Source organism: Streptomyces sp. NPDC088746 (assembly GCF_044751065.1).
Lineage (GTDB): Bacteria > Actinomycetota > Actinomycetes > Streptomycetales > Streptomycetaceae > Streptomyces.
In genome coordinates, this window is record NZ_JBIVLA010000006.1 from 476,267 (window position 1) to 502,215 (window position 25,949).

Below are 25,949 nucleotides of genomic sequence, written 5' to 3' on the forward strand. Positions count from 1 at the left end.
CCACGGCCGCGACCTCCGGCCAAACCCGGGGCGGGTCAGAGCGTCCCCGCGGGCATACGCGCCCTGAGCACCACCGGAGCCGTCGAACGGGGCAGCAGATCGGCCGGCACGTCCGGGTGGACCACCTCCACCTCGACGCCCTCGCGGAAGCGGTACGGCCGATGGGTCAGCACCTCCGCGAGATGGCGGCGCATCCGGGATATCTCGGCCCGCACCGTCACCGTCCTGGAGGCGTCACCGAAGACGTCCTCGGCCAGCTCGGCCGCGGTGCGCCCCTCCCGGTGCAGGGCCAGGGCGTACAGCAGCTCCGCGTGGCGGGGCGAGAGCGGGTGCGTCCAGCTGCCCACCGGGCCCGTCACATGGATCGTGAGGCCCCGCTCCCGGCTCAGGTCGAGCACCACCCGGCGCGGCGGGCGGTCGTGCGCGCCCTCCGCGACCTGGACCAGCCAGCCGCCGGGCAGCGGCTCCACCCGGCACATCCCGAGCGAGGCCAGCCACACCGTGCCCGGCTGGAGCGACTTCGGAAGCGGCAGCCGGTCCATGGGCGGCATCCCGCTGACGGCGGCCAGCCAGCCGTGGGTGTCCACCACCAGCGCCCGGCCGCCCAGCCGGCACAGGAGCGGCGCGGCGACCGAGCGGAGCCGCTCGATCGCCACGAGGTGACGGCCGCGCAGCTCGCTCTCCGCCAGCGCCGCGACCGAACCCACCAGCGCCAGCGTCGCCGGGTGGAAGGTGGAGGCGGGCCCGCTGATGTCGACGATGCCCATCAGACGGCCGTCCCGGGGGTCTCGCACCGGGGCCGCCGCGCAGGTCCAGGTGTGCAGGGCGCGGATGAAGTGCTCGGCGGAGTGGACCTGGATGGGTGTGCGTGCGGCGAGTGCCGTACCGATGGCGTTTGTGCCCGTCGCCGACTCCGCCCAGGCGGCACCCTCCTCCAGGCAGATGTCCTTGGCCCGGCGCATCACGGCCGAGTGTCCCTGACGCCACAGGACCCTGCCCTCGGCGTCGGTGACGACCATGATCTGCTGCGTCGCGTCCGCGATCGTGGCCAGCCCCTCCCGCAGCACGGGCATGACCTCGCCGAGCGCCGTGTCCCTGCGCCGGTGCTCGATCTCGTCGGTCTCCAGCAGCCTGCTCTCCGGCGACTGTTCGGGATCGATCCCGCTGCGCAGCACACGGTCCCAGGACGCGCCGATCTCCGCGCGCGGAGCGGCCTCCGTACGCTCGCCCGCCAGCCGGGCCTCCCGTGCACGGTGGACCAGGCGCTCGGTCCGCGCCGGGTACGAGGCCTTCTCCGGCCGCGGTCGCGCGACAGGATCTGCTTCCATGACGGTCCCCCCAACACGACATGGGCCCGGTCCGGAAGAGAGAAACCCGGCCCAAAGGACACATCCTGCCGTGCAGGGTGCCCGTTGACTCGTACTCCACGCAATGGTTGCAACCCTTTGCAACTCTGGTGAACAGGCCGCGGACCGTACGAGAGTGGCGGGACGCCGTGCGACGAGTCCTCGACCCGCCGTGCGGTGGTGCACAAGCGTGGAGGGTGGTGCCGTGTCGGCGCAGCACCACCCTCCGTCGTTTGTCATCGTTCCTCCGGAATTCCTACCCCTCCTGCGCCCGCGCCCGCTCCACGACCGTGGCCAGATCCAGACTGTGCGGCAGCGTCCCGAAGGCCGAGCCCCAGTCCCCGCCCAGCCGTGAGGCGCAGAACGCGTCCGCGACCTCCGGCGGCGCCCAGCGCAGCAGCAGCGAGCCCTGCAGCACCAGGGCCATCCGCTCCACCACTCTCCTGGCACGTGCCTCGACCGCGTCCAGGTCGGCCAGTTCCGTCAGCAGGCCCTTGATCGCCGCGTCGAGCCGGTGGTCCGCGCCCCGCGCCTTCCCGACCTCCTGGAGGAAGGCGTTGAGCGCCTGCGGCTCCCGTCGCAGCGCCCGCAGCACATCGAGGGCCTGTACGTTGCCCGAGCCCTCCCAGATCGAGTTGAGCGGCGCCTCCCGCAGCAGCCGGGGCATTCCGGACTCCTCGACGTAACCGTTGCCGCCGAGGCATTCGAGGGCCTCTCCGACCACCGCGGTGCACCGCTTCGTCACCCAGTACTTGGCCGCGGGCACCGCGATCCGCAGGAAGGCCCGCTCCTCCTCCGTGTCCGCGTCGTAGGCGGCGGCCAGCCGCAGCGCGAGCGTCGTCGCCGCCTCCGACTCCAGGGCCAGGTCGGCCAGCACGTTGCGCATCAGCGGCTTCTCGATCAGCAGCCCGCCGAAAGCGCTGCGGTGGGCGCTGTGGTGGATCGCCTGCGCCACCGCCTGGCGCATCAGCGCCGCCGAACCGACCACGCAGTCCAGCCGGGTCGCCGCCACCATCTCGATGATGGTGCGCACCCCCCGCCCCTCCTCGCCGACCCGGCGGGCCCACGTCCCGTCGAACTCGACCTCGCCGGACGCGTTGGACCTGTTGCCCAGCTTGTCCTTGAGGCGCTGGATCGCGAAGACGTTGCGCGCACCGTCCGGCAGGACCCGCGGCACCAGGAAGCAGCTCAGCCCGCCCGGCGCCTGCGCCAGCACCAGGAAGCCGTCCGACATGGGCGCCGAGCAGAACCACTTGTGGCCGGTGAGCAGGTACTCCCCGTCGCCGGCCAGCGGCACGGCCCGGGTGGTGTTGGACCGCACGTCGGTGCCGCCCTGCTTCTCCGTCATGCCCATCCCGAAGAGCGCACCGGCCTTCTGCGACGCGGGCCGCAGCTCCTCCTCGTACACGTGCGACGTCAGCAGCGGCTCCCACTCCGCGGCCAGCGCGGGGTCGGTCCGCAGCGCCGGGACCGCCGCGTGCGTCATCGACAGCGGGCATCCGTGGCCCGCCTCGGCCTGCGTCCAGACGAGGAACCCGGCAGCGCGCCTGACATGGCCGCCCTGCCTGCCCCAGGCGTCCGTCAGCCCGGCCGTGACCGCGTGCCCCAGCAGCCGGTGCCAGGCCGGGTGGAAGTCCACCTCGTCGACGCGGTGGCCGTAGCGGTCGTGCGTACGCAGCTTCGGCGGGTTCTCGTTGGCCTGCGCGCCCCACTCCTGGGCCTGCACGGAGCCGGCGGACCGGCCGAGACCGCTGAGCTCCTCCCGGGCCTCGTCGAGGATTCCGGGCGCGAGATGCCGCTCGACGGCCTCCGTCAGCGCCCGGTCGGCCGCGAAGACGTCATAGCCGACCAGCGGCGGAACCTGGTTGGTCACTGTGTGGGTGCTAGGTGCCATGCCGATACGGTAAGGAGGTGCAGGCAGCAAATGAAACACCCGAGCGGCCACCGGGTCGGCTCCACCGGGCTCGAGTTCTCTACCGCAACGTCTCGAAGCGGCAGATGGCATGGCAGTTGCTCAAGGACACGGTCAATTCGTGCATCGAGTACCGCATCCTCGGCCTCGCGGCCGAGGCGGCGTTCTTCACCCTGCTGTCCCTGCCGCCGCTGCTGCTCGGCCTGATCGGGCTGCTCGGCTACGTCGACGACTGGACGTCCACCACGACGGTCGCCTCCATCGAGCGCAACATCCTGGGCGCGGTGCAGACGGTGCTCTCCGAGCGGGGCGTCAAGGAGATCGCCGAGCCCCTCATAGCCGACGTGACCACGGGCGCGCGCCCCGACGTCATCTCCCTCGGTTTCGCGATCGCGCTCTGGTCGGGCTCGCGCGCGGTGAACGTCTTCATCGACACCATCACCGTGATGTACGGACTCGACGGCCACCGCGGCATCGTCAAGACCCGTCTGCTCGCGTTCCTGCTGTACGTGGTCGCGCTGTTGCTGGGCGCGGTGGTGCTGCCGCTGCTGGTGGTCGGTCCCGACCGGGTCGTGGAGCTCGTCCCCTGGGGGACCGAGGTGCTCGCGGTCCTGTACTGGCCGCTCGTGATACTGCTGTCCATCGCGTTCCTGACGACGCTCTACCACGTGTCCGTCCCCGTCCGTTCGCCGTGGATAGAGGACGTGCCCGGGGCGCTCGTGGCGCTCGGGATGTGGGTGGTGGGAAGCTTCCTGCTGCGGATCTACCTGACGAGCACGGTCGAAGGGCCCACCATCTACGGCTCGTTGGCCGCGCCCATCGCCGTCCTCCTCTGGATAGGAATCTCTGCGTTCGCCGTGCTCGTGGGCGCCGCCGTGAACGCGGCGATCGACCGTGTCTGGCCCTCGCTAGCCACCGCCGCCGCCCGCGCCGCCAGTGACCGGATCAAGGCCGCCCAGGCCGCGCAGTTCGTGGCACGGGCGGCGAACTGGGACGCGTACGCCGACGAGGACGACGAGGAGGACGTGTCCATGCCGTCCGAGTTCCCCGAGCGCTGGTCACGCTTCCTGCCCCCGGACGACGTGAAGTCCCGCCTGCACGGGAACCGGGACAAGGATTCCCCCTGAGGACCCGGGGGCTCTCCCGATAGCCTGGTGACATGGGCGCACGGTACGAGGAGCGGGCATCGCGCTTCGGCGGCGCGGTCCTGTGGACCTGGTCCGGGCCGCGCGAACCCTCACGGCCCGTCCTGCCCGACGGTTGCATGGACCTTCTGTGGGCCGGCGGGCGGCTGCTGGTGGCAGGCCCCGACACCCACGCCTTCACCCCCGCCGCGGCGCTCTCCGGCAGCTGCGCGGGCATCCGCTTCGCCCCCGGCACGGCGCCCGCGCTCCTGGGCGTCCCCGCGCACGAGCTGCGCGACCGGCGGGTCGCGCTCGACGCCCTCTGGCCGGGCCCCGAGGTCCGCGGGCTCACCGAGCGGACCGGCGAGGCCGCCGACCCGGCCGCCGCGCTGGAGGGCATCGCCCTGCGCCGGGCGGCCGGCACCGAGCCCCCGGACCCGCTCACGGCGGCCGTCGCCGCACAGCTGCGGCAGGGGCGTTCCGTCGCCGCCACCGCGCAGGAGGTCGGGCTCGGCGCCCGCCAGCTGCACCGGCGCTCGCTGGCCGCGTTCGGCTACGGCCCCAAGACGCTGGCCAGGGTCCTCAGACTGCAGCGCGCCCTGGACCTCGTACGGGCGGGAACGCCCTACGCCGAGGCCGCGTACGCCGCGGGCTGTACGGACCAGGCGCACCTGGCCCGCGAGATGCGGGACCTGGCCGGAACGACCCTCGGCGGCTACCTGGCCGCGACGGGCTACGACGGGTCGGCCGCGAACAGCGAGACCCCGCTGCCGTCCGGGTCGAGGACGACCGCGTAACGCTGTCCCCAGACCGCGTCCCAGGGCTCCAGACCGCCCTCGTACCCGGCGGCGGTCAGTTCGGCGTACACCGCGTCGACCTCCGCCGGGCTGTCGCAGAGGAAGGCGAGTCCGAGGCGCTCACCGCCCTTCGGAGCCGTCCAGCCGGGGTCGAACGAGCGGATGACGTCCTCGGTGTCCCACAGCAGGCGCTGCCCGCCCGGAAGGGTCACTTCGACATGGGGTGCCGATTCGGCCCCGGCGGGGATGTCGAGCCCGAGCCTTCGGTAGAAGGCGAGCGATGCGGCCATGTCGGCGGTGACGACGGAGATCGCGTCGAGTCGTGGAGTCATGGAAGGACCGTACGGCGGAGGCCGTGACCAGGTCTTGTACGAAACGGTCACGGCCCCCGGCGTACGGCTCAGGCGCAGTCGGCCGGCGAGGTGCCCGGGTCCGTCAGCGCCAGCCCCAGCTGAGCGCGCTCGGTGAGCCAGCGGGTCGGCCGGTGACGCGGGTCGCCCGTCGTGGCGTGCAGGGACCGCTGCAGCTCCAGCATGCGCGCGGCGCCGACCCGGTCGCCCCAGGCCAGCGGCCCCGCCGGGTAACCGAGGCCCGTCGTGACGGCGAGGTCGATGTCCGCCGGGGTGGCCAGCGAGCGTTCCGCGATCGACGCGGCGACCGAAACCACCGACGCGAGCAGCCGCTGCGCCACCGAACCCGGGGTGTCCCGCACCACCGACACGGCCCAGGGGTCCTCACCGTCAGCCGCGCGGGCCAGGACGGCGCGGGCGTCCCGCGCGGCTGCCGGGTCCGCCGCGGGCGTCACCGCGAGCACCCGCCGTCGGCCCGCCGGGGCCAGCGGGTCGACGCCGAAGGTGCGTGCGGCGGGGAGCCCCAGCGAGGCCACTGCGGCCGCCACCGTCGTGCCCCAGACCGGGGCGAGGACGAGGGCCCGGCCGGAGGGCTCGGCACCGCTCTCCACCGCCGCACCGGCTTCGGACAGCGCGGTCCGCAGCCCCTCGGCGCCCTCGCCGCCCGCGACGAACACCGGCCGGTCCGCGTCACCCGTCACCGGCGCCTCCGGGGCCGGGGCGGGCGCCTCGGGGCCGTACGCGAACCAGCCCTGCCCGGTCTTGCGGCCGTGCAGGCCCGCGGTCACCCGGTTCGGCGTCAGGTAGGAGGGGCGGAGCCGGTCCTCGTGGCGGAAGCCCTGCCAGATCGAGTCGATCACGGCGGCCGTGACGTCGAGGCCGGTGAGATCCATCAGCTCGAAGGGGCCCATGCGCAGCCCCAGCACGTCCCGGGCGATCCGGTCGATCCCGGCCGGGTCGGCGACGGACTCCTCCAGCAGCGCCAGGGCCTCGGTCACCAGCCCCCGGCCCGCGTGGTTGACCAGGAAGCCGGGGGTGTCGGCGACGGTGACCGCGCGATGGCCGCAGCTCTCGACCAGCTCCGTGAGAACCGCCGGGATCCCGGCACGGGTGGCGGCGCCCGGCACGACCTCGACGATCCTCATCAGCGGCACGGGGTTGAAGAAGTGCAGCCCCGCGAGCCGCCCCGGATCCCGGAGCGACGCGGCGATCCGGGTCACCGACAGGGACGAGGTGTTGGTCGCGAAGACCGCCGACTCCGGCAGGACCTGCTCCAGCTTCCCGAAGACCTCGGCCTTGGTGTCCAGGTCCTCCCGTACGGCCTCGACGACCAGCCCGACCTCCGGGCCCGGAGCCCACGGGTCGTCCAGCGGGACCAGCCGCTCCAGGGCCGCGTCCCGGTCCCCGGCGGACATCCGCCCCTTGTCCACCGCGCGCTCCAGCATGGACCGTACGAAGCCGACCGCCGCCGTCACCGCCTCGGTCCGGACGTCGCAGAGCTCTACGGTGTGTCCGCCGGCCGCCGCCCACTGGGCGATACCGCGTCCCATGGCTCCGGCGCCGACGATCCTGATACGCATGGCAGTTACGGTCCTCTCGGGGTGGGGATCGGGGAAGTGCTCCCCGGGGTCGGGGTGGTGCCCTCAGCGAAGATAGACGCGGCCGGGGTCGACGTCCTCCCGGAGGAGCCGCAGCTCCGCGGCGGTCGGCGGAGGCACGGTGCCGACCTCGTCGGACACCTTCAGGTCCCAGCCGGTCGCCTCCCGGACCTGCTCGACCGTGACACCCGGGTGGACCGCGATCAGCCTCAGCTCCTCGCCGACGCCCTCGCGTGCCAGGATGCCCAGTTCGGTGATGACCCGGGTGACTCCCGCGCCCAGCGGCCTGATGCCCTCGGCGAGCGCGCGGTCCGGTCCCGGGGTGGTGCAGAAGTCCAGGGTCCCGGTGAAGGAGCGCGGGTTGTGACGGCGCATCACCACGAACACCTCGTGGGAGTTGGCCATCACCTCGACCGCGCCGCCGGAACCGGGGAGCCGTACCGCGGGACTGTCCCAGTCGCCGATGACGGAGGTGTTGAGGTTGCCCCACCGGTCGATCTGCGCGGCGCCGAGGAAGCCCACGTCGATGTGGCCGCCCTGGAGCACGCAGCCGAAGAGCGCCGGCATCGACAGCACGGCCTCCGCGCCCGAGATGAGTACCGCGTCGGCGATGGTCTCCGGCAGGTGCGAGGGGTGCGCCCCGCAGACCCCGGACTCGTACACGACCTCGATCTGCGGCGCGACGGTCAGACGGGCGAGCTCGGTGGCGAGCGTCGGCAGCCCGATGCCGGCGAACACCGTGCGGCGGGAGGCCAGTTCGCGGGAGGCGACGACGGAGAGCAGCTCGGACGAGGTGACGGTCTCCGGTGCGGTGGTGGTCATGGTCCGTTCCTTCCCCTGCGGCGCGCTCACAGCCGCCGCCCGTAGTTCACCGGTTCGCTGAGCGCCTCGCCCACCGCGAGCCCCGCCCAGAAGTCCTCGCCCAGCTTGTCGACGTACGCGGCGTGGTCCGCCGTGCCGTACACCCACTCCTCCAGCCACGCACGGAGCCGCTCCGGGTCCTTGCTGATGTGCGACCAGGCCCGGTAGAAGGCGTTGTCGCGGTCGTAGTACCCCTGCGCGAAGGACGGGTGCGCGCCGCGCGGACAGACGACGACGGCGTCCACGGCGTGCGACGGGACGAGCGTGCGGTTGGGGTCCGAGCGGACCACCTCGTCCCCGACGACCTCCTCGACGACGACGATCGCCTTGTCCGCCGCGTACACCGCCTCGGCCTGGATGCCGGTCAGCCCCCAGATCTGGGTGTTGCCCCGGCGGTCGGCCCGCTGCGCGTGGATGATCGTCACGTCCGGGTTCACGGGCGGCACGACGTAGATCTGCTCCGGCTCCCCGTCGGGCCCGGGGTAGGGCGACGTCACCTTGCGCAGATCGCTGTTGACGGACGGCAGATCGCTGCCGCCGTAGCTGCGCAGCGGATAGAACGGCAGCCGCTGGGAGCCCGCGAGGTAGCGGCAGACCATCCCGTAGTGGCTGTACTCCTCGAAGGTCAGCGGAGCCGGGTCGGCGCGCTCGATCCTGCGCCGCAGCTCACCGAGCGAACCGGCGGAGGAGTTGCCCACGAAGGAGGAGACCAGCCGCGAGACGCAGCCCGCCGCGATCATCTGGTCCACCACGATGTCCGCCGTCATCCGTACGACGGTGAGGTCCTTGCGGCCCTGCCGGATGATCTCGTGCCCCGCGGCGGTGGGGACGAGATGGGTGAACCCTTCGAGGCTGACGGTGGCCCCGTCGTGCACGAAGGAGGCGACGGCCTCCTTCATCGACATGACTTTGCCGGCCCCGTCGGCCGTATCCGTCCGCTCCACGGTGCTCCTCGGGCGAGTGCGTGCTGGTCGCCCTTACCGTGTCAGCGGCCATTGATTGCTGTCCAATACCAAATTAAGGTCGGATCAAGACTGATCGTTTATGAATGGAAGTCCTGATGGAACTGCGTCATCTGACCGCGTTCACCGCCGTCGCCGAGGAGCTGCACTTCGGCCGCGCCGCCAAGCGGCTCCAGATGGCGCAGCCCCCGCTCAGCCAGCAGATCCGGCAGCTGGAGAAGGAGCTCGGCGTCCAGCTCTTCGAGCGCAACACCCGCTCGGTGCGGCTCACCAGCGCGGGGGAGTCCTTCCTCGAACCCGTACGGACCGTGCTCGACGACCTCGACATCGCGGTACGGGCCGCGAAGGCGGCGGGGCGCGGGGAGTACGGCCGGGTCACCATCGGCTTCGCGGGAGCGTCGAGCCACGAGACGCTGCCCCTGCTCACCCGGGCCGTGCGGGCCGCCCATCCCGGGATCGAGCTGGCCATGAAGGGCCAGACCTACGCCAACGTCGCCCTGTCCCGGGTCGCCGACGGCTCCCTCGACCTGGGATTCGTCCGGCTGCCGGTCACCCAGCCCGGGGTGGCCTACCGGGTGATCGACGAGGAGGAGCTGCTCTGCGCGCTGCCCTCCGACCACCCGCTCGCGCGCCTGGAGAGCATCCCGATCGGGATCCTCGCCGACGAACCGTTCGTCTCCTTCCCCGCGAACGCCGGCTCCACGGTGCGCGACGCGATGGTCCAGGTCTGCGAGGGCGCCGGATTCAACCCGCGCGTGGTGCAGGAGGCCCCCGACTCGTACACGATCCTGGCCCTCGTCGCCGCGGGCGTCGGCGTCACCCTCACGGTCTCCTCCGTCCGCCACATCCAGCAGAACGGGCTGGTCTACCGGTCCCTCGCCGGCCCGCCCGTCCGGCGTCAGGCGGCGCTGGCCTGGCGCACGGACAACCCCTCGGCCGCGCTCCGAGCGGTGCTCGCGGTCGCCGAGGAGGCCCTGCCCACGCCCTGAAGGCACCGATTGAGACGCGTGGCGTCTTGAAAGTGCGGTAACTCGATATTGGACCGACTCAGTGGTCCAGTGCGAAGGTCACCCCACACACCCGAGCCGCCGAAAGGTGTTCCGCCGTGCCCGACCAGACCGATGTCGTCATCTGCGAACCGCTGCGCACCCCCATCGGGCGGTTCGGCGGAGCCTTCGCCCAGCAGACGCCCGCCGCGCTCGCCGCACGCGTCATCGCCGAGGTCGTCGCCCGTACGGGAATCGACCCGGACCGGGTGGACGAGGTGATCCTCGGACACGCCTACCCCTCGTCCGAGGCCCCCGCCATCGGCCGCGTCGCCGCCCTGGACGCCGGACTCCCCGACACCGTCACCGGCGCCCAGACCGACCGGCGCTGCGGCTCCGGGCTGCAGGCCGTCCTCGACGCGGCGATGCAGATCCGGGCCGGCTTCAGCGACGTCGTCGTCGCCGGCGGCGTCGACGTCATGAGCGCCGCCCCCTACTACACGCACGACGGACGCTGGGGCATCAAGGGCCCCGGCCTCCAGCTCCACGACTCCCTGGCCCGGGGCCGGGTCACCGCCGGCGGCGTCCACCACCCCGTGCCCGGCGGCATGATCGAGACCGCCGAGAACCTGCGCCGCGCGTACGGGATCAGCCGGGCCGACCAGGACGCCCTCGCCCTGCGCTCGCAGGCCCGCGCCGCCCGCGCCGTGCGGGAGGGACGCTACGACGCGGAGACCGTCCCCGTCACGGTGAAGACGCGCAAGGGCGGGACGGTCGTCACCGCCGACGAGCACCCCCGCCCCGACACCACCGCCGAGCAGCTCGCCGCACTCCGCCCGATCATGGCCAAGGCCGACCCGGAGGCCACCGTCACCGCGGGCAACGCCAGCGGGCAGAACGACGCCGCGGCCGCCTGCCTCGTCACCAGCGCCGCCACCGCCGAACGGCTCGGGCTCACCCCGCTCGTCCGTCTGGTCTCCTTCGCCCGCGCGGGTGTCCCCGCCGCGACGATGGGCATCGGCCCCGTCCCGGCCACCCACGCGGCCCTCGGCCGTGCCGGTCTCACCCTCGCCGACCTCGACCTGATCGAGATCAACGAGGCCTTCGCCGCCCAGGTCCTGGCCTGCACCCGGGAGCTGGGACTCGGCGAGAAGGACCACGAGCAGCGGATCAACGTCAACGGGTCCGGCGTCTCGCTCGGCCACCCCGTCGGCGCCACCGGCGCCCGCATCCTCGCCACGCTCAGCCGGGAGATGCATCGCAGCGAGGCACGCTACGGCCTGGAGACCATGTGCATCGGCGGCGGCCAGGGCCTCGCCGCAGTCTTCGAACGCATCGCCGCCTGACACCCCTCTCACGTCGAGAATTCCGTCCCCTCCCCACCACGCGACCAGGGCGTCCCGGACGACGCCGGGTCAGCCGTGTCCATCCGCTCGATCAACCATGTCCACGGGAGCCACCATGAGTGCGAACACCGCAACCGCACGCGAGCGAACGAAAGCCGCCAACCGCGCAGGGTTCGGAGCCTTCATCGGCTCCACCATCGAGTGGTTCGACTTCTACATCTACGGAACCGCGGCAGCGCTCGTCTTCGACAAGGTGTTCTTCCCCGAACTCGAAGGCCCCATAGGCACCCTGGTGGCCTTCGCCACCTTCTGGGTCGGCTTCCTCGCCCGCCCCCTCGGCGGCATCATCTTCGGCCACTACGGCGACAAGCTCGGCCGTAAGAAGACCCTCGTCATCACCCTGCTGATGATGGGCATCTCGACCACCGCGATCGGTCTGCTGCCCGGCTACGCCTCCATCGGCATCGCCGCCCCGATCCTGCTGGTCTGCATCCGCATGATCCAGGGCATCGGCCTCGGCGGGGAGTGGGGCGGCTCCGTCCTGATCGCCTCCGAGCACGCGCCCAAGGGCAAGTCCGTGCTGTACGGGGCGTTCGCCCAGCAGGGCTCGCCCGTCGGCAACACCCTGTCCACCGTGAGCTTCCTCGCCATCAGCCAGCTGCCCGACGACGCCTTCGTCTCCTGGGGCTGGCGGGTGCCGTTCCTCGCCTCCGCCGCACTCGTCATGGTCGGCCTGCTGGTCCGCCTGAAGGTCACCGAGTCCCCGGCGATGGCCAAGCTCATCGAGAAGAAGGAAGTCGTCAAGCTCCCGCTGACCGAGGTCCTGCGCAGCCACCCCATGCTGATCGTCCTCGGCATCGGCGCCTGCACCATCGGCCTCTCGGCCACGTACTTCAAGTCCACGTTCGCCCTGTCCTGGGCCACCACGTCCCTGGACTTCGACCGCAGCTCGTTCCTGACGATCATCCTCGTCGCCAACGTCACCCAGATCATCGTCCAGCCCTTCGGCGCCCTCATCGCCACCCGGATGAAGAGCTGGTCCCGCGCGGTGACCGTGATGCTGCTTCCCGAGCTGATCCTGATGCCGGTGATGTTCCTCCTCATCAGCACCGAGAACTACGGCCTCGCGATGCTCGGCGTCGCCGTCGCCACGATCCCGCACTGCCTCTACTACGCGGCCCTCGCCGGCATGCTCGCCAGCCGCTTCCCGGCCCACCTGCGCTACACCGGCATCTCGCTCTGCTACCAGCTCTGCGGCACGCTGCTCGGCGGCACGACCCCGATCATCGGCCAGTTCCTGCTCAACCGCACCGGCTCGATCACCGCCGTCATCGCGTACGCCGTCTTCCAGGTGGCGCTGACCCTGGGCTGCATGCTCCTCCTGCTCAAGCGCCCCAACCACGACGAGCAGGCCGCGGAGCCCGTCACCGCGCCCCGCACCGCGCCCGTCACCGCCTGACCACACCCCCGTACGAGACCCCCGTACGAGCAGAACGGAGCACCACCGATGCCCCTGACCGTCAACGGCATCCCGGAGATCCTCGCCCTCGGCGGGCGCGACCTCGGGCACTCGGAGTGGAAGGAGGTCACCCAGGAGCTGATCGACGCCTACGCGTACGTCTCGGGGGACCACCAGTGGATCCACACCGACGTCGAACGCGCGGCCGCCGGCCCGTACGGGCGCACCATCGCCCACGGCTACATGGTGCTGAGCTGGGGCATCCCGATGTTCGGCGAGCTGCTCCAGGTCCACGGCGTGGGACGTGCGCTCAACTACGGGGTCAACCGGGTCAGGTACCCGGCGCCCGTCCCCGTCGGCAGCCGCGTACGGCTGCACGCGTCCGTGGCCGGGGTGACCGAGGTCGCGCGGGGCGGCGTGCAGATGACCCGGGCCTTCACCTTCGAGCTCGAAGGGTCGCAGAAGCCGGCCTGCGTCGCGGAGTCGCTGACCCACTTCTATCCCTGACGGCCGTTGCTCCCGTCAGGGGCATCCCGGGGGAGTCCGCGCGTGAGGAGCTCCGCCAGGTGCAGGCCGGTCCGGCCGGTCAGGTCGGCGATCTGGGTCCGGCAGGAGTAGCCGTCGGCGAGGACGGCCGTGCCCTCCCGCGCACCGCGCAGGGCCGGCAGGAGCTGCTGCCCGGCCACCGCGACGGACACCTCGTAATGGCCTTTCTCGGCACCGAAGTTGCCCGCCAGCCCGCAGCATCCGCCCAGGCGCCGGACCGTGGCACCCGCCGACTCCAGGAGCTCCGCGTCGGTGTCCCATCCCATCACCGCGTGGTGGTGGCAGTGGGGCTGGGCGACGACCTCGCGCCCCCTCAGATCCGGGGCCGTCCAGGCCGGGGTCTCCGCCAGCAGTTCGGCGAGGGTGCGGGTGGCTTCGGCGACCGGCCGTGCCCTGTCCCGACCGAGCAGTTCCAGGGAGTCCGAGCGGAGTGTCGCGGTGCACGACGGCTCCATGCCGACGACGGGCGTGCCCGGGGCCGCCGCGGCCCCCAGGACGTCGACCGTCCTCCCGAGGAGCCTGCGTGCGGTGTCGAGCTGCCCCGTGGAGATCCAGGTGAGACCGCAGCAGAGCTGTTCCCGGGTGATCTGCGGCCGGTACCCGGCGGCCTCCAGGACACGGACGGTGGCGATGCCCACCTCGGGGGAGAAGTGGTCGGTGAAGGTGTCCACGAAGAGCAGCACGGGCCTGCCGCCCGCGTCGCGCCCGGGCCGGGTCCTCCCGAACCACTTCCGGAAGGTCTCGCGCGGGAACGACGGCACGGTCCGGCGGCTGTCCACGCCGGCCGCCGCCAGCGCGAGCGGGGCGATGCCGGGCAGCCGTGCCACCCGGTTGACCAGGCCGGGTGCGTGACCGGCGAGGCGCGCCCAGCGGGGGAGCCACCCCAGGGAGTAGTGGATGGCGGGACGGATCCGGTGCCGGTAACTCTGGTGGAGCACCTCGGACTTGTACGCGGCCATGTCCACACCCGTGGGGCAGTCCGAGAGGCAGCCCTTGCACGACAGACACAGGTCGAGGGCCTCGTGGACCTCCGGCGACCGCCAACCCGCGCCGACCAGCGTCCCGTTGGCCATTTCCTGGAGGACCCGGGCCCGGCCGCGGGTGGAGTCCTTCTCCTCCTTCGTCGCCAGGTACGACGGGCACATCACACTCCCGGCGGAGGTGTTGTCCGCCCGGCACTTGCCGACGCCCGTGCAGCGGTGCACCGCCTGGGTGAAGTCGCCGCCGTCCTCCTCGTACAGCAGGGCGAGCCCGCGGTTCACCGGTGGTGCGGCGGGGACCCGCAGGTCGGCGTCGACGGGCCGGGGATCGACCAGGACACCGGGGTTCAGGATGTTGCCGGGGTCGAACACGGCCTTGACGCCGGCGAAGAGCTCCAGGGCCTCGGGGGAGTACATGGCGGACAGGAGTTCGCTCCTGGCCCGTCCGTCACCGTGCTCACCGGAGAGCGATCCGCCGTACCCGGCGACGAGTTCGGCGGCCTCGCCGAGGAACGCGCGAAGGACGGCGCTGCCCCCGGGTCTGTCGAGCGGCAGGTCCAGCCGGATGTGGAGGCAGCCGTCGCCGAAGTGGCCGTACGGCAGCCCGGTGACGCCGAACCGGTCCATCAGCCGCTCGAAGTCGCGCAGATAACCGCCGAGTGCCGCAGGGGGGACTGCCGCATCCTCCCACCCGGCATGCGCGGGAAGACCCGCCGGGCTGCGCCCCGACAGGCCCGCGCCGTCCTCACGGATGCGCCAGAGAGCCGCCGCCCGGGCGGGATCGGGGACGACCAGGCTGTCCTGTGCGCCGCATTCGCGGCCCACCTCGCGGGCCCTGTCGGTGAGTTCGCCGAGGGAGTCGCCCGACACCTCGACGAACAGCCACGCCCCGCCCGTCGGCAGCGGAGGCACGGCACCGGCTCCGTGGCGCGCCCGGACCACGTCGACGATGCGTGAGTCGATCGCCTCGCACGCCGTCGGCAGGTGTGCGGCCGCCGCGGGCGCGTGGTCCGCGGCCGTGGCGATGTCCGGGTAGCCGAGGACCACGAGAACGCGGTGGCGCGGGTCGGTGACCAGGCGGACGGTGGCCTGTGTGGACACGGCCAGCGTTCCTTCGCTGCCGACGAGGAACCGGGCGACGTCGAAGCGGTTCTCCGGCAGGAGGTGCTCCAGCGCGTACCCGGACACCTGGCGCCCGAACGTGCCGAACTCGGTCCGGATGGTGGCCAGGCCCGCGCCGACGACGCTCCGCAGCGCGGACAGTTGCGTACTCCCGGGCACCCGGCCGGGCGGCGAGGTGAGGGCGAGTGTGCTGCCGGTGCCCGTCAGCACGGTGAGCCCGAGGACGTTGTCGGACGTCCGGCCGTACGCCAGCGTCCGGGTGCCGCACGCGTTGTTCCCGATCATCCCGCCGATCGTGCAGCGGGAGTGGGTGGACGGGTCGGGGCCGAAGCGCAGACCGTGACCGGCGGCGGACCTCTGCAGAGTGGCGTGCACCGTGCCGGGTTCGACGGTCGCGGACCTGTCGGCCGGGTCGATCTCCAGTACGCGGTTCATGTGGCGGCTGAAGTCCATGACGACGCCCGGCCCGATGGAGTTTCCCGCCACCGAGGTCCCCGCGCCGCGCGAGGTGAGGGCGACCCCCCGCCGCCGGCAGACCTCCAGCGTCGCGGCGGCCTCCTCGGCCGAACGCGGCCGGACGACGACGAGCGGCGGCACACGGTAGAGGGAGGCGTCGGTGGAGTGGGCCGCCCGCGACGTCGTGTCCGTGAGGACGTCGAGGACGCCCGCCCGGCGCAGGTCGGTGCGGACCGCTGCGCCGAGACGGGGGTGGCGGGACTCAGTCGTCGACAAGGCCACTTCCGACGGTTCCGGGCTTGCTCGTGGTGAACGCGATGGCCAGAGCATAGGGGAAGGAGAAACCGGGGGCCGGGAACCGCGGAGGAAGAGCTCAGGCCAGGTCTTGGCCCACCGGGTCCTTCCGCTCGGTGCCCACGGCCTCGGAGGGCGCGGCCAGATGGTCCCTCGGCGCGTCGGGGTCCGTGAGCCGGTTCAGCCGGGCCGGTACGTCGAAACCGACCAGCAGCACCACGATCACCGTCCCCGCGAAGGTCAGCACCGCCAGGGCCTGTCCCAGGTCCATCCCGGACGCCAGGTGCGCCCCGAGGACCGGCGCGACGGCCCCGCCGAGCGCCCCCACGTTGTACGTGAAGCCCAGCGCGGCCCCCCGGTTCGCGGTCGGGAAGTGGCCGCCGATGTAGCGCGGCAGCAGCCCCGAGATGCCGAAGCTGGTGGCCTGCAGCAGGAACAGCAGACAGCCGAGCACCAGCAGGTTGTCCCGCACCGCGAAGACCGGGTAGACGAAGGCCAGCGAGGCCAGCAGCGTCAGCGCGTACGCCTTCTTCGCCCCGATCCGGTCTCCCAGGAAGCCCGCGGCCCAGCAGCCGGCCATGGTGCCGAAGCCGGCGAAGTAGAGGACGTCGGTGACCTGGCCGGTGCTGTAGCCCAGCTCGGACTTCAGATACGTGGGCAGCAGGGCCTGGATGGGCCAGGAGTAGAGGAACGCGAAGAACAGCGTCACGATCATCGAGACGTACAGCAGCCAACCGCGCTTCCCGCCCAGCTGCACGGCGAACGCCACGAGGGCGAGTCCGGCGACCACCGACAGGACCGGGACCATCCCCTCACCGCTCGGGGTGAAGACCATGAAGAGCGCGAGGGTGGCGACCACGATCAGGACCGTGTTGACCAGGGCCGGCCGCGGGCTGCGGAACAGCGGCTGGAAGGGGTTGGGCCTGGCGCCCCGGTCCGCGACGTCCGCGGTCCACTCCTCCGCCTCCGGCAGCGCCCGCCGCATCCACAGCGCGACCACGATCGGGATCAGGCCCAGGTAGAACATCCACCGCCAGCCCAGCGACGGCACCACCCAGTCGTAGACCTGCGCCGCGAGGACCGAGCCGACGGAGAAGCCGGATATCAGGAAGCCGCTGGCGCGGCTGCGCAGGCGGGCCGGCCAGCTCTCCATGACGTACGTGGCGCTGGCGCTGTACTCCCCGGCCATGCCCATGCCGATGGCGAGCCGGGCGGCGAAGAGGCTGTGGTAGTTCCAGGCGAAGCCGCAGGCGAAGGTGCCGAGCGAGTAGAGGAGGATGCTCAGCACCATGGAGAGCTTGCGGCCGTACCGGTCGCCGATCGCGCCCAGGACCGCGCCGCCCAGCCAGCGTGTGATGAAGGCACCGGAGATCAGGCTCGCCGCCTGGACGGTGCTCAGTCCGAAGTCGTCACTGATCTCGGTGAGGACGAGCGTGATGAGGACGAAGTCGAAGCCGTCGAGGACGTAGCCGATCCAGGCGGCGAAGAATGACTTCCACTGCGTACCGCTCACCTCGCGGTACCAGGGGAGCGTGGGGGAGGATTTCTGCACGGTGCGCTCCATGGTGCGGAACGGCGACGCGTCGCCGCCCGCGTGGTGAGGGCTGCTCAGGGCCGGGCGAGACCGGCGACGAAGCGGGACGTCAGGGCGGTGGGTGCGGTGATGGCCGTGCCGACCACGACGCTGTGGGCGCCGCGGGCGAGGGCCTCGGCAGCCTCCTCAGGGGTATTGATACGGCCTTCGGCGACGACCGGTACAGGGACCGCGGCCGAGAGAGATGTCACAAGGTCCAGGTCCGGGCCGGTCTGCTCCGGGGACCCCGGCACATAGCCGGACAGGGTGGTGGAGACGAAGTCCGCCCCCTGCCCGGCGGCGGTGACCCCCTCGGCGAGCGTGGAGACGTCGGCCATGACCAAGGCGCCCGCCGCGTGCACGGCGGTGACCAGCTCGGCGAAGGTCGAGCCGTCGGGGCGCGGCCGGTCGGTGGCGTCGGCGGCGACGACGGCCGCACCGGCCTCGACGATCGCCAGGGAGTGCCGGACGGTCGGGGTGATGTAGACCCCGGTGTCGCCGTCCTTCCACAGGCCGATGACCGGCAGGTCCACGGCCCCGGCGATCGCGGCGACGACCTCCGGCTCGTTGGCGCGGATCGCGGAGCCGCCGCCGGCCACGGCCGAGAGGGCGAGGCGTACGAGGGTGGCGGTCTCCCGCATCGGGTCGCCGGGAGGCGCCTGGCAGGAGACGATCAGCCGGCCCCGGAGGGCGTCGGCCAGGTCCTGTGCGGTCATCGGAGAGCTCCCGGGTGGTGGAGGGGAAGGGTGGTGGTCAGAGCCGCGGCGCCCAGGACGGCGGCGTCGTGGCCGAAGCGCGGGGGCGCGGGGACGAGCCCGCGCAGCGGAGGCATCAGTTCGGCGGCGAAGGCGGCGGCCAGCGCGTCGCCGTACAGTGCACCGATCCGCGGGACCCCGCCCCCGACGACGACCCGGTCGGGGCCGAGCGCGTTGGCGAGACCGCCGAGGACCCGTCCGGCGGCGGTCGCGCCGGTGGTGACGGCGCGTACGGCGGCGTCGTCGCCACCGGCCGCCCTGAGGGCCACCGTTTCGAGCCGGTCCGCCGGGGCGCCGGTGAGCCGCTCGTAATGCGCGGTGATACCCGGGCCGGAGGCGATGACCTCCAGGTGCCCGGTGGCCCCGCAGGTGCAGGGCAGTCCGGCCGCCTCCGGGCTGGGGAGGTGGCCGAGGTGGCCGGCGATGCCGGACGCGCCGTGGAGCATCCGCCCGTCGACGGCGAGCGCGCCGCCCACCCCCGTACCGACGGCCGCGAACAGCAGCGAGCCGCGCCCGTCCGGCAGTTCGGCGAGCTCCGGTCCCGCGGTGGCGCGTACGTCGTTGTCGCAGGCCACCGGCAGGCCCGTACGGTCCGCGAGACCCGCGCCGAGCGCGGTGCCCGCCCAGCCGCTGATCGAGTCGGTGGCGCTGGTGACCATGCCGCTGCGGGGGTCGACGACCCCGGCGGCGGCGATGCCGAGCACCGTGGCCAGGCGGCCGGGGTCCACCTCGGCCGCCGCCGCGGCGAGCGCGTCGAGCACCGCCACGGCGCCGTCCCGGGCGGGGGTGGGCCGGGTGTGCCGGGCCAGCACCGTGCCGTCGGCTGCGACGAGCGCGGCCGCGATCTTCGTACCGCCGAGGTCGAGGCCGATCACCACGGTCCCGGTCGCCCGCCCGCTCATCGGACCGGCGGCAGACCGGCGGCGCGCAGCCGCTCGGCGATCAGCGCGACGGAGCCGTCGGAGAGCTGGATCTGCGGGAAGGCGGTGGCGCCGCTGTCGATGACACCGAGCAGCCGCAGCGCCTGCTTGAAGGAGCCCAGCGCCGAGGAGCTGCGGCCCATGTCCTGCTCCGGGCCGGCGTCGACCATGGCGAACAGCTCGACGAGACGCTCCTGCTCCCGGGCGGCGAGCTCCCAGTCACCGGCGCGCGCGGCGTCGTACAGCCGGACGTAGCCGGCCGGGTCCACGTTGCCGATGCCGGGCACGACACCGTCGGCACCGGCCAGCAGCGCCGCGTCCACGGTGAGTTCGGAACCGGTCAGCACGCTGAAGTGCGGCACCGGGCCACCCGCCCGGCCCTCGCGTCCGCCGAGCTCCACGACGAGCCTGCGGAGCCCGCCCTCGTCACCGCTGCTGTCCTTGAGGCCGGCCAGGGTGCCGTCCTCGGCGAGCTCGCGCACCAGGGCGGCGGAGAGCTTGGAGTGCACGGCCACCGGGATGTCGTAGGCGAACAGCGGGAGGTCGACGGCTCCACGCAGCCGGCGGAAGTGCCCGGCGATCTCCTTGGGGTGCGTACGGGTGTAGAAGGGCGCGGTCGCCACGAGGGCGTCCGCGCCGAGCTTCGCCGCGGTCCGGGCGTGCTCGACGACGCGGGCGGTCGTCGTGTCGATGACCCCGGCGAGGACCGGGACCCGGCCGGCGGCCGCGGTGACCACGGTCTCCAGCGCCGTGGCGCGCTGGTCGTCGGTCAGATAGGCGACCTCGCTGGTCGAACCGAGGGCGAACAGACCGTGCACACCGCCGTCGACGAGGTGGCCGACGAGCCGGGTGAGGGAGGCCGTGTCGACCTCCCCACGGGCGTCGAGCGGGGTGCAGACCGGCGGTACGACGCCGTGCAGCGGTGCGGTCAAGGACATGGTGTGGGGCTCCAGCTCGTTAGGAACATTGGCCCGTCGCCCGGGAAGGGAGGCGGGACCGAGACATGGGACGTAAGATGTCCTATGTCTGGACTCACCTTAGACAGATGCCCCGGCGACCGGTCAAGAGGTCCCGGCGGCCGGCGACACCGCAGGAGGACCGTTGTGGCCCGCCCCACCATGGCTCAGGACATCGAGCGAAAGATCAAGGAACTGATTCTCGAACGCAGGCTGGGACCGGGCGATCCGCTGCCCACCGAGACCGAGTTGATGGAGCTGTTCACGGCCGGACGCGTCTCGGTTCGCGAGGCGCTCAAGGCGCTCCAGGCCATGAACGTCGTCGAGATCCGGCGCGGCTTCGGGACCTTCGTCGGCTCCCTCTCCCTGTCGCCCTTCGCCGAGGGCCTCGCCTTCCGGGCCGCCGTCCGGCACAGACAGGGCGAACCGGGCCTGCTGGAGCTGATGAAGGTGCGCGAGGCGCTGGAGACCGGGCTGGTCGGCGCCGTCACCGTCGGCGTCCCCGCGGAGGACCTGGCCGTGCTGCGGGCCCTCGTCGTGACCATGGAGGGCGAGGCCGCCCGGGGCGGCCGGGTCGCCCGCTCCACCGACCGCGCCTTCCACCTCGCGCTCTACGCCTCCCTCGACAACCACCTGCTCAGCGAGGTGCTGGACGCGTTCTGGGCGGCCATGGACCGGGTGCGCGAGGACATGGACGACGGCCACCAGGACCCGGCCGTCACCTGCGCCCAGCACCACGAGATCGTCGAGGCGGTCGCCGCCGCCGACGGAGCGCGTGCGGTGCGCGCGATGAGCACCCACTTCGACGGGATCCGCGGCCGCCTGGAACCTCAGTCCGCGTCCGTGCCCGTTTCCGCGTAGAGATAGCTGCTCGTGCCCGCCAGGGTGGCGCGGCACCACGCGTCCACCGCTCCCTGGTCCATCGCGGTCCAGTCCGGGGCCCGCTCCACCTGGGCGCGGCCCAGTCTGCGGCCCAGCTCCACCAGCCGGGCCCCCTCCGGGGTGCGCTCACGGGCGTAGTGCCGCAGCGCCCCGGCGGCCGAGGCCGACGTCCGCAGCACCTCCTCCAGGCAGAGGGCGTCCTGCAGCGCCTTGACCGCTCCGCTCGCCGTGTGCGGGCGGGTCACCCCCGCCGCGTCGCCCGCGAGGAGGAACGGGAGCTCCGCGGCGAGGGGCGCGTGCAGATCGGCGACGGGGTGGCAGGTCGTCGCGGTGTGCTCCCCCCGGGCCACGATCTCGGCCCACTCCCGGGGGAAGTGCTCCTCGGCCAGCTGCCGTACGTACCCGGCCTCGCCCGGTGCCCGGCCGGGCGGGGTCGCGTAGATCGCGTAGGCGAGCAGGCGGTCGTCCGGCCCGGCGCCCCCGCCCCGGGGGATCAGGTAGAAGATGCCGTGCCCGCCGGGGAAACCGATCGTCACCCAGGCGCCGCGCAGCAGCTCCAGAGGGCGGCGGTGGTCCGCGAGCGCGGACAGGGGGAGCGTGCCGCGCCACACGGTGTACCCGGCGGGGGTGGGCCGCAGGTCAGGGGCCAGGACGCGGCGGGTGAGCGATGCGTGCCCGTCGGCGCCCACGACGATGTCGTAGGTGCCCTCGCTCACTGCCGTACGGACGACGGCGCCGCCGGAGGGTGCCCGCTCGACGGAGACGACGGGGCGTCCGCGGTGATGGCTCGCGCCGGCGGACGCGGTGCGCAACGCCTGCCACAGCAGACCCCAGTTGCACGGGGTCACGGGGCTGGACTGCCGGGCGAACTCGCGTGCCGAGCGGTCGCCGGGGGCCCGGGTCAGCCAGACGCGGGTCGCCACGGGAGCGGTGGGCATGGCGGCGTCGAGATAGCCCGTGGCGACCAGCCGCTCGTGCAGGGCGGGCGGGATCACGATGCCGAGCCCCCGGTCCTGGAGCGCGCCCGCACTGCGCTCGTACACGGTGACGTCGGCCCCCGCCCGGAGACCCGCGACCGCCGTCGCGCACCCGGCGATGCTGCCGCCGACGACGCCCATCCGTAAGCCCGTTGCCGCCATGCCGCTACCGCCTGTCGTCGTCCCGGGTCCGGCGAGATGCCGTCCCCCATCGTCGCAGCCGGGCGGGCGCGGACGGGGGAACCACACCACCCTCGGGACGGGGCGTCACGGCGTGACGGTCACCGTCCGGCTCCCCGAGGCCTGCTTGCCGTCGGCCTTGTAGGTCACGGTGAGCCTGGCGTCCCCGGAGGCGCCGGCCGGGATCGTGACCGGGACCTTGATGTTCGCGCCCTCGCCCGGGCGCGTCGCCGGGAAGGCCACCTGCTTCGTCGTCCAGCCGCCGGGCACCGTCAGGTCGAGCGTTCCCGCACTCCGGGTCACGTCCATCCGGTTGACGACCCGGACGGTGACCTCGGTGCTGGTCCCCGCCTTCAGCGTGGCCGGCGGGGTGATGGTGATGTCCGCGCAGGTGCCGCCGAGCCACTGGAGGTCGAAGGAGGAGTAGGTGATGTTCTTGTAGTGGTCGCGCTCGTGGAGCAGGCCGACCCGGCCGTTCGACAGCTTCGTCATCGTGGAGTACGCGGCGCTGCCCGCGTCCACGACCTTCCGGATCGGCCAGGACTTCCCGTTGTCGCAGGACATCTTCACGGTGAGGTTGCTCCGGGAGGAGGTGCTCTCGGTGTTGCTGAACAGCAGCCACGAGGACTGCGGGTCCGACGCCGCGGCGTCCGGGGCGTACCGGATGACCGAGGCGTTGTTCGCCGGGTCGGGCAGCTCGGTGTCCTGGGTGAACGGCGTGTAGTTGACGCCACCGTCGGTGGAGTAGGCGATCGTCCGGTAGGGCGCGGAACGGTTGTTCAGCATGATCCGGCCGTCGTTGAGCTCGACGGTCTTGTTCTCGTCCCCGCCGGGGCCGACCGGGTTGCCCGTCCTCCAGGTCGCGCCGTGGTCGTCGCTGTACGCGCTGACCGCGTAGTTGGCCCCGTTGTCGCGGATGGCGTACTGCTGGATCAGCCGCCCCTTGTACGCGCCGTTGCGCACCTGGATGCCCTCGCCCGAGGCCGCGAACATCCCGGCCCAGGCCGGGTTCTTGATCTGGCCGGTGATCCGGCGGTGGGTCCAGGTCAGCCCGTCGTCGTCGGAGTAGCTGTAGTCGGTCTGGAGGATGTCCGGGTCGGTCTCGTCGTTGCCGGTGCCCGATCCGAGGAAGCCCTGGTTCACGGAGCCCGCGTAGAAGACGAAGATCCGGCCCGTCGTGCGGTCCACGAGCAGGCTCGGATCACCGAAGCCCTTGGGTGCGGCCTCCTTGCGGACGACCTGCTGGGTCCCCCAGGTGATGCCGCCGTCGGTGCTGCGGCGCAGCACGATCCCGAGGTTGCCGGGCAGGTCGCCGAGGGTGGGACGGGCGTCGTAGGCGGCCAGCAGCGTGCCCTTGGTGGAGGTGGTCAGCGCGGGGATGCGGTAGTAGGGGGATCCGGCTCCCGCGGTCGCGATGTCCTGGGAGGTCAGTTCGCCGGCGGCGGGGGCGCCGTGCGCGGTGCCGGCCGCGGTGGCCACCATGACGGCGGCGGACAGCATGGCGAGGGTGACTCTGCGCTGCATGTACGGTCTCTCTTCTCGTGAGGGGGAGAGCTGCGGAGACGGAGCGGAGCGAGTGGGATCCGGTCAGGAGCGGCCGGCGAACAGGGAACGCACCCAGGCCAGTTGCCCGGCCCGATGGTGCTCGGCGCCGCCCTCGTGCCCGTTGAACTCGTAGACGCGTACGTCCTTGGGGCCGGCGTAACGGTTGTAGGCCGTGAAGCAGGTGGAGGGCGGGCAGATCTCGTCCATCATCGCGATGGAGAACAGTGCGGGCGCCGTCGCGCGGGTGGCGTGGTGCGCGGCGTCGAAGTAGGACAGCGTGCGGAAGGCCGACGCGGTGCGGTCGCGGTGGAGGCGGAGGTGGTCGGCGATCTCGGTGTACGGCGGCACCCCGGCGATCCGGGCGGCCCGGGGGATGTTGCACAGGAACGGCACGTCCGGCATCACCCCGGCCAGCCCCGGCACGAGCCCGGCCACGGCCAGCGCGATGCCGCCGCCCTGGCTGAACCCGGTCACCACGATGCGGGCGGGGTCGACCTCCGGGTGGTCGAGCATCGCCTCCACGCAGCGGACCGCGTCGGTGAACACCCGCCGGTAGTAGTAGGTTTCGGGGCTCTCGATGCCCCGGGTCACGAAGCCCGGCACGGTCCCGGCGGCCCCGGCGTCGGTGTCCGGGGTGACGCCGCCGGCCACCGACCATCCCTGGCCGCGGGTGTCCATGATCAGGTGCGCGTATCCGGCGCAGGCCCACATCAGCTGCTCGTGCGCGAGCCCCCGGCCGCGTCCGTACCCCAGGAACTCGACGACACAGCCGAGCGGTTCGGTGGCACCGGCGGGCATGTGCAGCCATCCGCGCACCGGCCGGCCGGCGTACCCCGGGATACTCACGTCGTACGTGCGCACCTGGCTCAGCCCGCAGTCGACCGGCCTGTAGCGCGGCTTGTCCGGGACGCCGTCGTGAGGCGCCTCGCTCAGGGTGCCGGACCAGAAGGCGTCGAAGCCGTCGGGCAGCGGCATTCCGGGCCGATAGGTGAGGCATTCCTCGAGCGGGAGATCGGCCGACGGCATGGCTGTGCCCTCCTGGGGACGGGAAGCGACAGGACAGAAGACGTCAGATGTCCTGGTGGCATCCGGACCCTAGGGAGCCTTGCGGCCGGCCGTCAAGGGTGGGGCGGTGCCGGGGCCCCCGCCCCGGGAGGCGGGGGACCCGCGGTCAGAGCGGGTCCGCTCCGCGTGACCTGGCCTCGGCGATGCGCCGCCTGACGGGTGCGTAGTGCTCGCCGAGAGCCTTGAGGAACGCGGTGGTGTCGCCCGCGCGGGCCGCGTCCACGATGTTCTGATGGGCGGTGATCGTCGCCGTCTCGTCGGCGTGTGTGAATCCGTCGAGGTGCGGAGCGACGATCGTGTACACGTCCCAGAAGGCCATCGAGAGCTGGCCGATCAGGTCGTTGCCCAGCGGGGCCACGAGCAGGGCGTGGAACGCCCGGTCCGCCGCGACGAATCCGTGGCCGTCGCCCGCGCCGGTGGCGCGCATGGTCGCCACCAGCCCGTCCAGGGCGTCGAGCTGTTCGGTGGAGAGCGAGGAGATGATCCGGTCGGCCATGCCCCGCTCGAAGAGCTCGCGCACGTCGACGAGGTCGGCCATCACCTGGAAGTCGTCGTCGGGGGAGAGCAGGCCGCGGAAGGTCAGGCTTTCCACCAGCGCGGACAGGCTCAGCCGGCCGACGTACGTCCCGTGGCCGTGGCGCACCTCGACGATGTCGAGGGCGGCGAGGATCTTGACGGCCTCCCGGACGCTGGACCGGCTGGCGCCGAGCGCCTCGCACAGGGCCGGCTCCGTCGGGAGCGGGTCCCCGGGGCGCAGCCGCTCGTCGAGGATGTAGCGCTTGATGCCCTCGACGACTTCCTGCCGCAACAAGGTGCGACCGGGGCGTGTGCCGGACATATGTGAACTCCCCACCTCTTGACCCTTCTCGATTGTCAAGCTACGTTCCCACGCTATCAAGGCATCAGACATCTGACGTCTGATGCTTGGCGCTTCATCGGCCTGCCGAGAACGCCAAA

At 72.6% G+C, this 25,949-nt stretch carries 22 protein-coding genes; 7 read left to right on the plus strand and 15 right to left on the minus strand.

Features of this window, described 5'->3' with window-relative positions; genetic code table 11:
* Positions 1-35: 35 nt before the first annotated feature.
* Positions 36-1,328, minus strand: coding sequence for a GAF domain-containing protein (locus tag ACIP63_RS27120; RefSeq protein ID WP_401520503.1), 1,293 nt, complete (start codon positions 1,326-1,328; stop codon positions 36-38).
* Positions 1,329-1,602: 274 nt separating this feature from the next.
* Positions 1,603-3,240: an acyl-CoA dehydrogenase family protein gene (locus tag ACIP63_RS27125; RefSeq protein WP_401520506.1), complete on the minus strand. Its 1,638-nt coding sequence runs from the start codon at positions 3,238-3,240 to the stop codon at positions 1,603-1,605.
* Positions 3,241-3,257: 17 nt separating this feature from the next.
* Here ACIP63_RS27125 and ACIP63_RS27130 point away from each other — a divergent pair, with 17 nt between their 5' ends.
* Positions 3,258-4,385 carry a YihY/virulence factor BrkB family protein gene (locus tag ACIP63_RS27130; RefSeq protein WP_401520509.1) on the plus strand — a complete coding sequence of 376 codons (1,128 nt, stop codon included), beginning with the start codon at positions 3,258-3,260 and terminating at the stop codon, positions 4,383-4,385.
* A 32-nt stretch (positions 4,386-4,417) separates the two neighbouring features.
* A complete protein-coding gene (locus ACIP63_RS27135) occupies positions 4,418-5,179 on the plus strand; it encodes a DUF6597 domain-containing transcriptional factor (RefSeq protein WP_401520512.1) in 762 nt (253 codons plus the stop codon).
* Here ACIP63_RS27135 and ACIP63_RS27140 read toward each other — a convergent pair.
* The 4 genes from ACIP63_RS27140 to ACIP63_RS27155 form a co-directional block, all read right to left on the minus strand.
* On the minus strand, positions 5,116-5,511 hold the full coding sequence (locus tag ACIP63_RS27140; protein WP_401520515.1) for a VOC family protein: 396 nt from the start codon (positions 5,509-5,511) through the stop codon (positions 5,116-5,118). The genes ACIP63_RS27135 and ACIP63_RS27140 overlap by 64 nt on opposite strands.
* A gap of 68 nt (positions 5,512-5,579) precedes the next feature.
* Positions 5,580-7,109: a 3-hydroxyacyl-CoA dehydrogenase gene (locus ACIP63_RS27145; protein ID WP_401520518.1), complete on the minus strand. Its 1,530-nt coding sequence runs from the start codon at positions 7,107-7,109 to the stop codon at positions 5,580-5,582.
* A 63-nt stretch (positions 7,110-7,172) separates the two neighbouring features.
* Positions 7,173-7,949: a CoA-transferase subunit beta gene (locus ACIP63_RS27150; protein ID WP_401520521.1), complete on the minus strand. Its 777-nt coding sequence runs from the start codon at positions 7,947-7,949 to the stop codon at positions 7,173-7,175.
* A 26-nt stretch (positions 7,950-7,975) separates the two neighbouring features.
* A complete protein-coding gene (locus ACIP63_RS27155; RefSeq protein WP_401520738.1) occupies positions 7,976-8,893 on the minus strand; it encodes a CoA transferase subunit A in 918 nt (305 codons plus the stop codon).
* Between the two features lie 155 nt (positions 8,894-9,048).
* Between ACIP63_RS27155 and ACIP63_RS27160 the strand changes: the two genes are divergently transcribed.
* From ACIP63_RS27160 to ACIP63_RS27175, 4 genes are all read left to right on the plus strand, one after another.
* The gene (locus ACIP63_RS27160; RefSeq protein ID WP_401520740.1) at positions 9,049-9,939 is read left to right on the plus strand and encodes a LysR family transcriptional regulator; all 891 of its coding nucleotides are present in this window, start codon (positions 9,049-9,051) and stop codon (positions 9,937-9,939) included.
* 116 nt (positions 9,940-10,055) lie between these two features.
* Positions 10,056-11,282 (plus strand): acetyl-CoA C-acetyltransferase, encoded by a 1,227-nt coding sequence (locus tag ACIP63_RS27165; RefSeq protein ID WP_401520524.1) that lies wholly within the window; start codon positions 10,056-10,058, stop codon positions 11,280-11,282.
* Positions 11,283-11,397: 115 nt separating this feature from the next.
* Entirely contained in the window at positions 11,398-12,741 is a 1,344-nt protein-coding gene (locus ACIP63_RS27170; RefSeq protein WP_401520527.1) for an MFS transporter, read from the plus strand.
* Positions 12,742-12,789: 48 nt separating this feature from the next.
* Entirely contained in the window at positions 12,790-13,248 is a 459-nt protein-coding gene (locus tag ACIP63_RS27175; RefSeq protein WP_401520530.1) for a MaoC family dehydratase, read from the plus strand.
* Here ACIP63_RS27175 and ACIP63_RS27180 read toward each other — a convergent pair.
* From ACIP63_RS27180 to ACIP63_RS27200, 5 genes are all read right to left on the minus strand, one after another.
* The gene (locus tag ACIP63_RS27180) at positions 13,239-16,121 is read right to left on the minus strand and encodes an FAD-binding and (Fe-S)-binding domain-containing protein (RefSeq protein WP_401520533.1); all 2,883 of its coding nucleotides are present in this window, start codon (positions 16,119-16,121) and stop codon (positions 13,239-13,241) included. The genes ACIP63_RS27175 and ACIP63_RS27180 overlap by 10 nt on opposite strands.
* 97 nt (positions 16,122-16,218) lie before the next feature.
* Complete coding sequence (locus tag ACIP63_RS27185) at positions 16,219-17,703, minus strand: sialate:H+ symport family MFS transporter (RefSeq protein WP_401520535.1); 1,485 nt, start codon at positions 17,701-17,703, stop codon at positions 16,219-16,221.
* Between the two features lie 44 nt (positions 17,704-17,747).
* Complete coding sequence (locus ACIP63_RS27190; protein WP_401520538.1) at positions 17,748-18,428, minus strand: N-acetylmannosamine-6-phosphate 2-epimerase; 681 nt, start codon at positions 18,426-18,428, stop codon at positions 17,748-17,750.
* Positions 18,425-19,369: an ROK family protein gene (locus ACIP63_RS27195; RefSeq protein WP_401520541.1), complete on the minus strand. Its 945-nt coding sequence runs from the start codon at positions 19,367-19,369 to the stop codon at positions 18,425-18,427. The genes ACIP63_RS27190 and ACIP63_RS27195 overlap by 4 nt, the downstream gene beginning before the upstream one ends.
* A complete protein-coding gene (locus tag ACIP63_RS27200) occupies positions 19,366-20,325 on the minus strand; it encodes a dihydrodipicolinate synthase family protein (protein ID WP_401520543.1) in 960 nt (319 codons plus the stop codon). The genes ACIP63_RS27195 and ACIP63_RS27200 overlap by 4 nt, the downstream gene beginning before the upstream one ends.
* Before the next feature lie 165 nt (positions 20,326-20,490).
* Between ACIP63_RS27200 and ACIP63_RS27205 the strand changes: the two genes are divergently transcribed.
* A complete protein-coding gene (locus ACIP63_RS27205; RefSeq protein WP_401520546.1) occupies positions 20,491-21,204 on the plus strand; it encodes a FadR/GntR family transcriptional regulator in 714 nt (237 codons plus the stop codon).
* Here the strand turns inward: ACIP63_RS27205 and ACIP63_RS27210 are convergent.
* From ACIP63_RS27210 to ACIP63_RS27225, 4 genes are all read right to left on the minus strand, one after another.
* On the minus strand, positions 21,174-22,364 hold the full coding sequence (locus ACIP63_RS27210) for an FAD-dependent monooxygenase (RefSeq protein ID WP_401520549.1): 1,191 nt from the start codon (positions 22,362-22,364) through the stop codon (positions 21,174-21,176). The two genes, ACIP63_RS27205 and ACIP63_RS27210, sit on opposite strands and share 31 nt — an antisense overlap.
* A gap of 105 nt (positions 22,365-22,469) precedes the next feature.
* Positions 22,470-23,906, minus strand: coding sequence for an exo-alpha-sialidase (locus ACIP63_RS27215; RefSeq protein WP_401520551.1), 1,437 nt, complete (start codon positions 23,904-23,906; stop codon positions 22,470-22,472).
* Positions 23,907-23,969: 63 nt separating this feature from the next.
* Positions 23,970-24,953 (minus strand): acetylxylan esterase, encoded by a 984-nt coding sequence (locus ACIP63_RS27220; RefSeq protein WP_401520554.1) that lies wholly within the window; start codon positions 24,951-24,953, stop codon positions 23,970-23,972.
* A gap of 145 nt (positions 24,954-25,098) precedes the next feature.
* The gene (locus ACIP63_RS27225; RefSeq protein WP_401520557.1) at positions 25,099-25,830 is read right to left on the minus strand and encodes a FadR/GntR family transcriptional regulator; all 732 of its coding nucleotides are present in this window, start codon (positions 25,828-25,830) and stop codon (positions 25,099-25,101) included.
* Positions 25,831-25,949: the final 119 nt, after the last annotated feature.